This window comes from Thioalkalivibrio sp. ALgr3, from assembly GCF_000377325.1.
Lineage (GTDB): Bacteria > Pseudomonadota > Gammaproteobacteria > Ectothiorhodospirales > Ectothiorhodospiraceae > Thioalkalivibrio.
Genome location: NZ_KB897988.1, coordinates 45584 through 58305, shown reverse-complemented (window position 1 = coordinate 58305; position 12722 = coordinate 45584). Strand labels below are relative to the sequence as shown.

The following is a 12722-nucleotide window of genomic DNA, read 5'->3' as shown; positions in this document are numbered from 1 at the left end:
TGCCCCAGTACACCCTCAGCCTCGTCCACTACAGCCAGGACATCCACGTCCCCATCGCCGGCATGTTCGGCGCCACCGGCCACGTCGACCAGCGCGCCGCCTGGGACATGATCCAGCGCTTCATGGACACCTCCCAACCCCTGCCCGACACCCCCCTGTGGGAAGAGTTTCGCCCGCTTGACCCCACCACCCTCGAGCATGACCGCCAGACCGGTCGCCCCCCGCGCTACTGGCGCGACATGGATGACGAAACCTTCAGCCAGGTCCTCCACGAACACCAGGACCGACTCAACATGCCCTACCGCCGCTGAGCCCGTACCGTTGAACATGCAACTCGCACCCGACACCATGCCGCCGGTCGCCCGCGCCGAGTCCTTGTCCGAGGTCACGGCGCACTCCCTGCTGCGCCACTCCGCCGCGCATCCGCCCGCCCTCGACCCGGACTCGGCGGGGCCGCTCGTGCCGGCGCGCTTCGATGACGATGCCGACCGCGCCAACCGCCGCGTGACCGTGCGCAGCAACCTCCCCGGGCTGACGCCCGACTGGGATCCGTTCGCGGCCTTCCGCCTGAGCACTCGCACCCGAAGCGTCGAACAGGCCAACGATGCACCCGTCGGAGCGCCGGAGGAGTCCATCGGGCAACCCCTGACACCCCGATTCCAGCGCTACCTGCCGGACGGGCGCGAGTACTATTTCTGGATCGATCGCTCGCTGCCCGACATCGAACACAGGGGCGGCCACTACCACATCCACAGACAGACGATCACGGTCCGCGTGCAGTGGCGCCGCAACACCGAGGACGACCTGCCGCGCGTCCTGTCCGCGCCAGGCCCCACCGAACCCCGGCCGGACGACCTGCTCACGCCCGACTTCGAACGGACCGGACAGCCCGGGTGGGCCGACGAACGGACCTATCCGGCCGACGGTGGTGGGACTGTCAGGATCCGCTCACAACGCCACTGCCGCCCCCACCCACCATGACGCCACCACAGGACACCGGGTGGCCCGTCAGAGCGACAGGGCGGCCATCCACCAGCACCGTGGAACCGCCCGGAGCAATGTTGCGGGTGTGGGTGGACTTGCCGGATTTCTTGTGCGGGGCCAGCGGGTCGCCCTCGCGCGCAACCGGGCGTCCGTTGACGAAGACCGTGGGACTGCCCGAGATCACGGGCGTTGGCGGGTAGCCGTCATGCCCGGTATCCAGGTCTCCCACGACCATGATCGTTTTGGACATGGTTCCTTCTCCCTTGTATTGGCTATCCAGACTGCATAGCCCCCGGCACCACGAGAGTCCATCGGCGGCCATGACAGCGTTTGATTCGAGGGTCGAGGCCGCCCTTCCGGGCGGCCTCGATCCGGATCAGGACTCCTCGGGCGAACGCCAGTCGTCGGTACCGGAGGTACCGGCCACTGTGTGCTCCCAGTCGACCTTGCGATAGGCCAGGCTGACGTTCACGAGCTGGGTGAACTCGGCCTTGGATGCGTCCTGCGCGTGCGGCATGCTGAGATCGATGTCCACGATGGTGGCGTCGGTCAGCGTGGTGGTGAAGAAATGCTCCTGCTTGCCGTCCGTGGAGGTGCGGTACCAGCGCAGGTCCACGGACGGCAGGGATTCACCCGCTGCCAGGGCGTTGTAGAGCAGCGGCACGGCCTTGTTCAGGGCGACGGTGACGATCAGCGGCTTGTGCGCGCGCTGACCGGAGGGCTGACCGGATTGCGGATCGGTCGGGACAGTCACCACGTGCTTGACCTCCTGGACAAGCATTTCGTCCTCGTGCCCTTCCACATAGATGTTGCCGACCGAATCGGGGGTGAACGCGCCAGCGGTGATGTTGCCCTGGGTTTGTCCCTGGATGCTGATGTAGCAAGGTGTTGGCATTGTCAGTTCCTTGTGACGTTGGTTGGTGAATGTCCCGGAGGACACCAAACGAAAAGCAGCTTCCGTGCCAATGCTGCCCCGTTCTTTGTGCGGCCTGAAAAACAATAAGTTGTCGCCCCAGTCAACCGAGTCTCCCCTCCCGTGGGCGAAGTCTTGCCCGGCATGGCGAGCAGGATGTTGCCTGCGGGCAACTTGTTACCCGGGCGCCGCACGGCCCCGGACCGTCCGCCCCGCCCCTTGCGCACCGAGGGACGGGGACGGAAACGGCAACAGGTGGAAGCCGGCCGTGCAGCCTGATGCCCCCGACCGGGACAAACCCGTCAGGGTCCCCAGTAGGCCGGTGCTTCGTAATGCATTACGTCCTTTGCATCCGTCCCCTGGCGCTCGAAGCCGGCACCTTCCAGACAACGGGCCGCTGCTTCGCAGACGACAGGCAGACGCGCGACACAGGGTTCCCCCCGAAAGGCCTCCCGGGTCTGTCTTAACAACCGACGGCCATAACCCCGCCCCCGCCACTGCTCGGGCACGCCGAAGAACCGTAGCTGCCACGCCGCTTCCGGTTGCGGCCGGCAGGCGAGCACGAACCCCAGCGGCTCGGTCGGGCGTGGGCACAGGCTCATCAGGCGCCCATCCCAGTGTTCGACCCCCTCATCGGCAACCTGCAGCCAAACGCCACTCTGGACCAGATGCTCCAACGCACGCCGAAACGTTGCGAGCTGTTGCTCTTCACGCAGCACCCAGGGAGAACAGCCTTGGTAATCGGCAAGCCGAACGGTCTCCAGAAACGCGTCCAGCATTTCCGCGGGCACGGGGCGCAGGCCCAACCCGGCCGCAGTGTCCCCGGCAGCCGCCGCGGGCGTTGCATCGCCCTGGCCACGACGCCGGAACCACCCCTCAACGCGTTTCAGCATTCCGGCTTCCCCCGTCGTGGTAAAGCGCTGTCGGCAAGTCGTAGTTCCGTGTCAGAGGCCGGGTGAAGGGGTTCCGGGAGCCCTTGGCGGTGAGCTCGTAGGTCATGTGCCCCCCATCAACGCCGAAGCGAAGTTTCAGCTCCCTTTCCCCGGCGGAGACGATCTCGGCGTGGTCCACCAGACGGAACCATGCCCATGCCCCGCGGAACGACACACTGCGTGGCGAGCGGTTGACCTGTCCCGGTACCAGGGTGATCCGGCTTTCGTTGGTATCGCGAAGGTTGTTGGGCCAGATCATGCGAACCCCTTCCGGCGCACCGTGGCGGTATTCCAGGAGTTGTCCGTCAACGTTGAGAATGCTTCGCCGCTTGTCGCTGCTCAGTGTTACGGGCTCTACAGTGAATTCCACGTCCAGGAGGCCATCACGACCGAAATAGGCTTCGCGAATCCATTGGGCCTGCTCGACCGACCGCAGCACGGCGGGGTTCAGCAGCGAAGCGCCATCCGCATCCTCGAGCAGTTCCGGCCCCTCGTCGATGAACGGCTGCAGCTTGTCCTGGAAGAAACCATCGATCACCCCGCCTTCCGCAAAGAATGCCTCGAAGTCCTCGAGTGCCGCCTCGCGGTCGGCCTCCGGATCGAGGGGATAACGTCCCGCCAGACCGCTCTCGAAAGGGGCCACCACTTCGTCCAGCCATTGCCGCTCGAGATAACGAATCGCCTCGGCGGTGATCAGCTGCCAGCTCTGTTGCGCCAGGTCGTCAAGGAATCGATCAACGGGGGCCGGCAGATCCCCCGCCAGACGCTCGACCGCCTCCACCGGGTCACCGCTCGACAGCAACAGACGGTCGCGTGCGTGCCGGAAGGCCGTACGCCCGGGCTCGCTGGACTGCTCGATCGCCCGAAGGTGATCCCGCAGCTCTGCCACCGCGGCCATCGCGCTTTCCAGGTCACTCGGGTCGTCCTCGTCGGCGCGGCCGACGGCGTGCAGGGCCTCGAAATGCCGGGCAACCTCGCCGGCCAGCTGGTAACGCGGCGAAGTCTTGAGCGCCTCGCGGGCGGCTTCGTCGTCCACCGGCAGGCGCGGGTAGAGATCGGTATGGCGCCCCGCCTCGAGCAACAGCCGATCCAGAGGACGACTCGCCCCCAATAGTGCATCCATCACCACAACGGCGTGGGACACATGCTCGAAATCGACCAGCCGGATGTTGTCCAGGGCCTGACGCCAGGTGACATGGTAATCGGCCACGTAGCGCTCGCGAAGCGCGTCGCGGAGCCGCTCCTCATCCCGGTCGCTGAAGGCGATATCGTCACGTCGGCCCAGAACCCACAGGTCCACCAGCGCCAGTTCGGTGGCCTCCTCGATGTCCTCCAGAAATACTTCCTCGAAGCCCTGCCGGGTCAGCAGCCCGGGGAGCCGAATGCTGGAGACGTCGCCATCCCGCGCCCGAAAGACCGTACTCCACCCGGGTCCGACCCGACGGTCGAGACGCAGCGCCCCGTCGCCACGGGCCTCGCCCTGCTTGCGCAGCAGGGAATAGACCCGTTCGTCAAGCGGCTGACGCGCGAGCACCTGCTGGGCCTCCCGAATACTGCCCTCCACCGGCTCCATCGCCGCCTGCGCACGGGGGTTGCCCTGCGACCACTCCGAGAGGAGATCCGTATGGGCCATGGCGTAATCCATGTGGGCCAGCAGCCGGCGCTGCAGCTCACCCTGGTTGGGGAACTGTCTCTGCCAGCGATCCGCCATGTAGGCATGCACGCGCTCCGGCTGGCGGCCGCTGGCATCGGAGATCATCCGGAGAATCCGCAATCGGGTGAGCTGTTCGTTGCTGCCGGGCGCCGCGGTGTTCATCTCGTCCGCAATACCGATCATCACCGCGGGCAGGAAGTGGTACTGCAACATGTCCAGATAGGCCTGATCGACCATCCGGCCCACGGTATACCCCTGATACAGGCCCATATCCGCCACGGCCGGCCAGCGCTGTCGATAGTCACCGAAAACCGCAGTCGCATCGCGCATCCGGTCCAGCAGATCAACCATGCTTTGCCCGGTGGGGTCGTCACGCTGCATCACCGAGGGCTGTACGTCCATCAGCCCATGGGCCTTGGCTTCCACCGCCTGCAGGGCAAGGGCGTTCTTCTGGTAGAAATGACCCCAGCCCAGCACCAGCGCCAGACCGCCGCCCAGGCACAGCGCAATCGTTGCCCGGTGCACCGTACGACGCTTCGCGACAGCATCGGCCGTTTCTCCGACCAACCCCGCCTCGGGAAACACCACGCGCTGGAGAAGCTGTTCGGAAAAATACGCGACCGAGCGCGCCGCCCTGTATGCCGGACGCGCTTCGCCCTTCATGCGATAACGCGCGCTTGCCGTTTCCGCAAAGGGGTCCACCGGCACGCCCTGTTGATACACGGACGTGAAATACACTCCGCGTACCTGCGGTTCCGTGGCGTATCGTCGGGCGCTGAGTGCTTCCTGGAGGGTCTCGCGCAGCACCTCGCCCAGCCCCGCCAGCTGGCGGGAGAAACGGAACACCGCCTCCCGTTCGGAACGGTCCCGCGACTCCGCCAGCCAGTTCAGAAGCCTTCGGTCGATGCGCTGGACCATCCCTTCGTACTCTTTGGCGAAGGCCTGCTCCCAGTGATCGGGCTGGTCCGCGACTCCGGGCTCGAAGGAGAAGCCCAGTGGCTCGCTGCGGGCATCCCGGCCGTAATGACGGAAGAATTCGTCAAACCCGAAAAGACCGTCCATCTTGGTCAGGACCACGTAGACCGGCACCCGGCTCCGATAGCGGGTTGTCAGATCCTGCAAGCGTCCGCGGACCATCTCGGCCTGTTGACGGCGCTTTGAAGGGTTGGCCGACGCCAGCCACGAAAGATCCAGCACCAGCAGGACCCCGTCCAGGGGGCGCCGGGGCCGCTGGACCCGGATCCAGTCAACCAGGTTGGACCAGAGCCCTTGGGACACCGCGTCCATCGCGTTTTCATCCCTTCCGGAATCGTGTTCGAGCAGGCCCTCTCCAGGCTCGACCAGCACCGCCTGATCACTCACCCACCAGTCCACACGCCGACCGCTGCCTTCATCCTCCTCCGGCTGCAGCACCGTCCGGGTCAGCGCGAAACGCAATCCCGACCGATTGATCAGGCTGGTCTTTCCGCTGTCGTCCGGGCCCAGCACCATGTACCAGGGGAGAGAATACATGGCCCGGCGGCGCCGCCCGAGGTGTCCGCGCAGCTGTTTAAGCCAGCGGGCCAGGCCCTGGGTCTGGTGCTCCACCGCAAGGGCTACCGGGTCGGGCTGGTCAGCCTGTCTGCGTTCCTCGTCAACCGCCTTCAAACGGGCGGCCAGACGCACACCCCATATCACGAGCACCGTTGCGACCACGGCCAGAATCACCGCGAGCCGGTTCGGCCAGGGTGCTAGCGGGTGGCTGTCGCCCACCTGCCAGGCCGGCCCCCATATCCAGATCACGGCCAGCACTGCAGCCAGCATCGCCACGAGCAACCAGAACCAGAGCTTGCCGGAGCCGCCCCCCTGACCCGCCGCCTTCCCGGCCCCACCGATGGCGGACGGCTTGAAGATGCTCCGTGCGAAGCGGGAGATGCCTTTCCTTGCGTGATTCCACATGTGTGCTTCCTGCGTGTTTTTCCGATTAGTTCCGACAGCCTGCACCGGCCGCCTTCAGGCGCTGAACGAGCTGGGGTTCCCAGTGTTCCAGTGCGAGGTCCTCGATCACGGCCTGTACCGCCCGGTACTGCTGCCGGGACAGAGCCTCCAGCCCGGCTTCCCCAAGCAGGTCGGCGCTGGCAAGACGCCAATAGGCCTCGTCACGCGGAGACCTGGCTGCCGCCAGCCCGCGGTCGAGAATGGAGAGTGCGGTGTTCAGACCATCGTCCTGGTCCAGGCAGGAGCGCGCCTCTGCAAGGGCCTGCTGCCATGGAGCATCCGCTGCCGGCAGTCCGCTGCTTTCCGTCCCGCCCGCCCGGGCCAGCCACTGGCGCGTGGTTTCATCCGCGAACGCGGTCCCGTCGCTGAACTGCAGTTCCACAAGCCCGGGTAGCCTGGTTACGAATCGGACGGTTTCCTCGTGAATCGCATCGGCGCAGTCATCGAACCCCAGGCGCTGCGCCAGCGTTGCACTGAGACGCTGCCCCTCGAGCCAGAAGGGGCTGACCGCCAGACTTTTCTCCAGTCGCTGCCAGAGGGCGTGGTTGCCACCGCGCTCCGCCCCTTCGCGATACTCCGCCATGCGGTCGGCGGCCACGGCCGCCAGCTCGGTACGTTGACCGTCACGGGTCGCGGGAACACCGTCGATCGGCGCCCACACCGCGTAGCGACGCAGCCGATAGCCGATGGGCTGATCGGGCGCCTGAGCGGCCAGATGATCGGCCATGCGAAGCAGCGCTTCCCGTTGCCCGCGTTCGTCCCCGGTGCGCAGCTCGATTCCGGCCAGCGCGGAGCCTTGATCCGCGGACAATGGGGCCCGCTCGGGAGGCGTTGGTCCGTGCTCCTCCTCCAGCTCCCCTGGGCCCTCGGGCGCTGCCGCCGCGAGACGGGTCAGCGTTTGTTCCAGCTCCTCCAGGGGGTCGACCGGCAATCCCGCCGCCCGCGCCTTCTCCTGCAATTGCTCGAGTATGTCGAGGTGCTCTTTGTACCCGCATTTCGTGCCGGCCGGGAGACCGGCGGCCAAGTGAACGGCGCGCTGCATGATGGTGCCGAACAGTTTCCGGCGCAGAGCCTTGCCGGGCTCGCCGGGTCGCGGGTAGGCGTTTTCCCACCATGTATCCAGTGCCCCGGAGAGCAACCGCAACGAGACTTCGAAGCGGGCCGGGTCACGCTCCTGCTGCAGACAATGAAGCAGATGGGCGAGCACCCGAATGTCCTTGCCCGCTTCACAGAGCAGCCGGATCGCGCGACTTTCCGCGCCGGCCCAGTCAATCTGGCCATGCCGCAGGGAGCCGACCTTCATCAGTTCCTCGTCCAGCCAGGCGTAGTCGGTACTGCCGGCCACTTCCTGACCAACCCCCGAGGGCCCGTCCACCGGCGCCAGCACCGCCTCCACGTGCGCACCGGATTCGACCCGGTCCATGTCTTCTACCAACGACATTTCGCCCTCAAAGGCCGAATCGCTTCGGCCAGGTCGTCGATCTCGAAGCGCAGCCCGTCCAGTGCCGGCAACGCCTCGCTGCCCAGCTCCAGATTCCCGCCCGCCAGCAACTGCCGCAGGGTTGCGATCGCGGGCAGGCCGCGCCCCCCACTCACGACCCGGCCGCCATCGCGCACGCGCCAGGTCTGCTGGATGCGGGTGCCGCCCTGGACGAGCTCCATGTCGACGCGACCCGCCGACGCCGGTAGCGGAAGATGGACCTGGAAATGGGTAATGTCCGAATAGCAGGCGACCACCAGCCGAGGCCGCGGCGGCGGCGTACCCAGTGCCGGGGCTGTGAGCAGCACCACCTCCTCGTATTCCCCGACACTGAGACGATGATCGTCCGTCGCGCGTCGGGCTTCCTGCCGCTCGACCACCTCCCACAGCGGGGGGGCCGGGTGCGACGCGCCGGGGTCGCCCGATTCGGAGCGGAAGAGGTCGTCATAACAGGCCAGACGATCGGCCCTTGCTTCGATCTCCACGCATGCGGAGACGGCTTCCGGGCCAACCGACTCGCTGGCCTGCAGGAGCCCTGCCGCCCAGGCGAGCGGCAGTAACAGAAGCCGTGCAGCATTTCCGTGCCTCATGTGAAATCCTTGTCCAACTCGAATTGCCGGCATTTGTACGCCAGCGTCCTTTTCGGAACGCCCAGGCTCAGCGCAGCCTTGGCGCGGTCTCCCTCGAACTGGCGCAGCTTCTCCCGGATCAGGCGCGCCTCGTAATCGCGCACCGCCTGCCGCAGGTTGACCGGCGCCTGCGCCGGATTGGAGGCTCCCGGGACGACCGGCTCCGTAGCCCTTGCCACCGGCAGCAACTCCGGCCGGATCACTTCGCCTTCGCTCGCCATCGCGCAGGCGTATTCCAGCGTATTGCGCAGCTCGCGCAGGTTCCCGGGGAACTCATACCCCTCCAGACAGGCGAGGGCTTCGTGGCTGATACTGATGCCGTCCCGTCCCTCGCGCGCGGCGAATTCGTCGACGAAATGCCGGGCCAGCTCGTCAATATCCTCCCGACGCTCCCGCAACGGCGGGAGATGGAGGGGGAACTGGTTCAGCCGGTAGTAGAGGTCGGCCCGGAAACGCCGATCGCGGATAAGCTCTACCAGCGGCTGGTGGGTTGCGGATACAAGACGGACATCCACCTCGTGCTCCCGCCCCCCGCCCAGCGGACGATACCGGCCACTCTCCAGCACCCGCAGCAGCTTCGCTTGCAGCGCCGACGGCATGTCGCCGATCTCGTCCAGAAACAGGGTCCCCCCGTCCGCCTCGGCCAGCAGACCGGCGCGATCGTGCGTCGCCCCGGAGTGGGCCCCACGCAGGTGGCCGAACAACTCCGATTCGAGCAGCGCCTCCGGGATGGCAGCGCAATTGATCGCCACAAATGCCTTTTCACGCCGCGCCGAGAATTCGTGGATTGCCCGTGCGACGTGCTCCTTTCCGGTCCCGGTCTCGCCCTGCAGGAGGACCGCGAGCCTGGTTTCCGCCGCGCGGATCACACGGGATCTCAGTTCGGCCATGGCCGGCGACCCCCCGATCAGTCGGCGGCCAAGCGCCTGTTCCAGGGAACGGGCCCGGGAGTCCTGTTGCAGGCGGTTCAGGGAATGGCGCAGATCCTCGTCACGGCGGTGCGCTCGCGCCTGGTTGAGCAGCCTGTACCAGGTGGTGCTGACAAGCCGCTCCAGCGCACCAAGGTCCGGAGCGGCCCGCAGCGCCCGCAAGCGGCCCGTGGGACCCGCGAGCGCCATGACTCCCAGCCAGTCGTTTCCGGCCGCTTCTCCACGCAGCGGCCGGCACTCGATCTCCCAGTCGCCGGGCAGATCCTCGATATCGGCCCGAAACTCCGGGTCATCCATGCGCCCTCGCAGGTCCGCCACGCGTGCTTGCAACGTACGCCCGGACCGGACCACATGCGCATAGGGATGCCGGAAGTCATCGCAGGCGTAGCGCGCCGCGTTGGCGTCGGCAGACATCCACCGCCCGCTGGCATCCAGCGCCAGGAGACGAACCCAGCCGGTCGGCACGGTTTCCTCGAGCAAACGGGCCGTGCGTCGGCGCAACTGTTCGGGTGATCGGCTTTCCACCAGTGGAACCACCGACACAAGCCCGCCGACGACATGGCCGTTCGCCTGCATGTCAGATTCGAGAGTCACGGTTGCGTGCAATCGCGGCGTGTCGTCAGGCGATATCAGCGCGGAATTCACCGCTCTCCGGGTCAATTCCGAGTTCCATGCGCTGGATCGTTTCCTTGCGGGCCAGATGCTCCAGCAGCTTCAACGACACCGGCGGCAACAGCTCGCCTTCGATGACGGATTCGAGCATGCGGGCACCGTTCTCGCTTCGCCGCGCCCGCCGGCAGATGGCCTGCGGCAACGCCGGCGCCACCTCGATTTCGGCACCCGCATGCTGCCGCCGGATACGCGTCACCAGGCCATCGAGTTTCGCCGTAACGATCTCCTCGAGGGTGCTGTCGGACAACGGCCGGTAAGGAACGATCTCCATCCGGGCCAGCAAGGCGGGCTTGAAGAACGCGGCGAGCTCCGGATAAAGCGCCTGCTCCAGGGCCTCCGGTTCCGCGTGATGCCGCACAATCTGTTCATACCCAAGGTTGGAAGTAAGGAAAAACAGAACGTTGCGACAGTCGATACAGCGACCTTCACCGTCACTGAGTTCCCCCTTGTCGAATGCCTGATAGAACAGGTTCAGGACGTCGGGGTGTGCCTTCTCGGCCTCGTCCAGCAGTACCACGGAGTACGGACGCTGGCGGAGGGCCTCGGTAAGCAGCCCGCCTTCGCCGAAACCGACATAGCCCGGCGGCGAACCGATCAGCCGCGCAACACTGTGCTTCTCCTGATACTCCGACAGGTTGATGGTGGTCAGGAACTGTCGCCCCCCGTAAAGCTGCTCGGCGACCTGATGGACCGTCTCGGTCTTCCCGACACCGCTCGGCCCCACCAGCAGGAACGCCCCCAGTGGACGCCCCGGCCGGCGCAGGTCCGCGCGCGCGGTCAACAGGTGCCGGTGAAGCTGTTCGATGGCTGCGTCCTGTCCCTTGATAGGTTCGCCAAGCAGAGCGGGAAGCCGCGTCAGACGGCCGAGCTCGTCGTCGCTCATGCGATCCACCGGAACGCCTGTCCAGTCCTCGATCACTTCTGCAACCCGGGGCGCCTCGACCGTCGCGCTGACCAGGGCATGGCGCGTCTGCAGCGCCTCGAGCCCGCGTTCGAATTGCGCAAGCCTTGCGGCCGCCGCATCGCGCTCGCCGTCCTGCCCCGCCGCTTCGCTCAGCAGCGGGGAGTGCAGGTCCAGGATCGCCCGAACCTTTTCACGCTGTTCCTGCCATGCCGCATCGAGTTCGGTGCGCCTGGCCCGGAGCTCCGCAAGATCCCGCGACAGTTCCGCCTCGCGATCCCCCGCATCCGCACGCCCCAGCAGTCGCTCCCGCTGCACCTGGTCCATCTCCCGCTCCATCGCGAGAACCTCGCTATCCAGGTGAACCAGTCCCCGCGGAGGCGACTGCAACGCCCGGGCCACTCTTGCACAAGCGGTGTCCAGCACCTCGATCGCCTTGTCGGGCAGCTGTCGCCCGGCGAGGTAACGTGCCGACAACTCCGCCGCCGCCCGGAGGGCACTTTCGCCGATGACAACGCCATGGCTCTCTTCGTATACATCCCGCAACCCGCGAAGGATCACCAGCGCCTGCTCCGGAGTCGGCTCGGCCACGCTGACGGGCTGGAAGCGGCGCGCCAGCGCCGGATCCTTCTCGATGTATTTCTTGTATTCGCGCCAGGTGGTAGCGGCGATCGTCCGCAGCTCCCCGCGGGCCAGGGCCGGCTTCAGCAGATTGGCAGCATCTCCCGAACCCTCCGGGTTCCCGGCCCCGATCAGGGTGTGCGCCTCGTCGATGAACAGCAGCACCGGGCACCGTGCCTCCGCCGCTTCCCGTATCACTGCCTTCAGGCGTTTCTCGAACTCGCCCTTCATCGCGGCGCCGGCCTGCAGGGCCCCGAGATCCAGCATCCGCAAATCCACTTCCTGCAGTGACGCGGGCACCTTGCCCTCGACAATGCGAAGGGCGAGTCCTTCAACGAGCGCGCTCTTGCCCACGCCCGCATCACCGACCACCACGGGGTTGTTCTTCCGGCGTCGGACCAGGATGTCGATCATCTGGTCGATTTCGAGATTCCGACAGAGCACCGGATCCAGTTCACCTTCGCGGGCCTGTTCGGTCAGGGAATGGGTAAAACGCCCCAGCGCACTGTCATCCCCGCTGGCGGCAACCGCTTCGGCGCCCTCCTTCCGGGGCTGCTCCGCGGACCCGGCGACAAGCCGGTCGAAATCGCGCAACAGTGCATGGCGATCGACGGCCGCCATCCGATACGCGTTGTCGTGATCGAGGTAGCGGTCCGGGTACTGCAGCAAGGCGAGCAGGATGGCGCCGCTGCGCAGTTGACTATGCTCCAGCTCCGTGCTGGCCATCAGCCAGGCATCCTGCAGAAGGGCGACCAGCGTCGGCGAAAAAGCCGGTGTGCCCTCCTCTTCCGGACGCATGGGCGCCGCTGCGGCCAGCAACCGGCCGCGCAGCTCCGAAACCTCCCCGAGGGCATCGCCCAGCAGGCAGCGGACGTCGCACAAGGGCTGATCGAGGAACGCTGCCAGCACATGCGCAGCACTCACCTCCGGTGCGCGCTGTTCAATACACAAACCGGCCGCGGCCTCCAGGCCCTGCCGTGCGACCGGATGCAGACGCTTGAGAAGTGCGCCGAGCTCTACCTTGAGCATG

General features: G+C 66.6%; 9 protein-coding genes and 1 pseudogene. 2 read left to right on the top strand and 8 right to left on the bottom strand.

Annotated features, from left to right (window positions below; genetic code table 11):
• Positions 1 to 311, top strand: a pseudogene (locus C998_RS15060) (hypothetical protein); the annotation flags it as partial.
• Between the two features lie 16 nt (positions 312 to 327).
• The gene (locus C998_RS15055; RefSeq protein ID WP_018870970.1) at positions 328 to 981 is read left to right on the top strand and encodes a hypothetical protein; all 654 of its coding nucleotides are present in this window, start codon (positions 328 to 330) and stop codon (positions 979 to 981) included.
• Here the strand turns inward: C998_RS15055 and C998_RS0111255 are convergent.
• The 8 genes from C998_RS0111255 to tssH all read right to left on the bottom strand — a co-directional run bounded on the left by C998_RS0111255 (position 938) and on the right by tssH (position 12721).
• On the bottom strand, positions 938 to 1234 hold the full coding sequence (locus tag C998_RS0111255; RefSeq protein ID WP_024329552.1) for a type VI secretion system PAAR protein: 297 nt from the start codon (positions 1232 to 1234) through the stop codon (positions 938 to 940). The two genes, C998_RS15055 and C998_RS0111255, sit on opposite strands and share 44 nt — an antisense overlap.
• Positions 1235 to 1360: 126 nt before the next feature.
• The gene (locus C998_RS0111250; protein WP_018870968.1) at positions 1361 to 1879 is read right to left on the bottom strand and encodes an Hcp family type VI secretion system effector; all 519 of its coding nucleotides are present in this window, start codon (positions 1877 to 1879) and stop codon (positions 1361 to 1363) included.
• Between the two features lie 320 nt (positions 1880 to 2199).
• Positions 2200 to 2790 carry a GNAT family N-acetyltransferase gene (locus C998_RS0111245; RefSeq protein WP_018870967.1) on the bottom strand — a complete coding sequence of 197 codons (591 nt, stop codon included), beginning with the start codon at positions 2788 to 2790 and terminating at the stop codon, positions 2200 to 2202.
• The gene (gene tssM, locus C998_RS0111240) at positions 2774 to 6421 is read right to left on the bottom strand and encodes a type VI secretion system membrane subunit TssM (RefSeq protein WP_018870966.1); all 3648 of its coding nucleotides are present in this window, start codon (positions 6419 to 6421) and stop codon (positions 2774 to 2776) included. Before tssM ends, C998_RS0111245 begins: the two co-directional genes overlap by 17 nt.
• Before the next feature lie 25 nt (positions 6422 to 6446).
• The gene (gene tssA, locus C998_RS0111235; protein WP_231364984.1) at positions 6447 to 7901 is read right to left on the bottom strand and encodes a type VI secretion system protein TssA; all 1455 of its coding nucleotides are present in this window, start codon (positions 7899 to 7901) and stop codon (positions 6447 to 6449) included.
• Complete coding sequence (gene vasI / locus C998_RS0111230) at positions 7889 to 8530, bottom strand: type VI secretion system-associated protein VasI (RefSeq protein ID WP_231363070.1); 642 nt, start codon at positions 8528 to 8530, stop codon at positions 7889 to 7891. Before vasI ends, tssA begins: the two co-directional genes overlap by 13 nt.
• Entirely contained in the window at positions 8527 to 10143 is a 1617-nt protein-coding gene (locus C998_RS0111225; protein WP_231363069.1) for a sigma-54-dependent Fis family transcriptional regulator, read from the bottom strand. The genes vasI and C998_RS0111225 overlap by 4 nt, the downstream gene beginning before the upstream one ends.
• Positions 10118 to 12721, bottom strand: coding sequence for a type VI secretion system ATPase TssH (gene tssH / locus C998_RS0111220; protein WP_018870962.1), 2604 nt, complete (start codon positions 12719 to 12721; stop codon positions 10118 to 10120). Before tssH ends, C998_RS0111225 begins: the two co-directional genes overlap by 26 nt.
• Position 12722 lies beyond the last annotated feature (1 nt).

Coding starts and splice junctions, on each gene's coding strand:
- tssM (WP_018870966.1), bottom strand. CDS start 6,421: ATGTGGAATCACGCAAGGAAAGGCATCTCCCGCTTCGCACGGAGCATC.
- C998_RS15055 (WP_018870970.1), top strand. CDS start 328: ATGCAACTCGCACCCGACACCATGCCGCCGGTCGCCCGCGCCGAGTCC.
- tssH (WP_018870962.1), bottom strand. CDS start 12,721: ATGCTCAAGGTAGAGCTCGGCGCACTTCTCAAGCGTCTGCATCCGGTC.
- vasI (WP_231363070.1), bottom strand. CDS start 8,530: ATGAGGCACGGAAATGCTGCACGGCTTCTGTTACTGCCGCTCGCCTGG.
- tssA (WP_231364984.1), bottom strand. CDS start 7,901: ATGTCGTTGGTAGAAGACATGGACCGGGTCGAATCCGGTGCGCACGTG.
- C998_RS0111255 (WP_024329552.1), bottom strand. CDS start 1,234: ATGTCCAAAACGATCATGGTCGTGGGAGACCTGGATACCGGGCATGAC.
- C998_RS0111250 (WP_018870968.1), bottom strand. CDS start 1,879: ATGCCAACACCTTGCTACATCAGCATCCAGGGACAAACCCAGGGCAAC.
- C998_RS0111245 (WP_018870967.1), bottom strand. CDS start 2,790: ATGCTGAAACGCGTTGAGGGGTGGTTCCGGCGTCGTGGCCAGGGCGAT.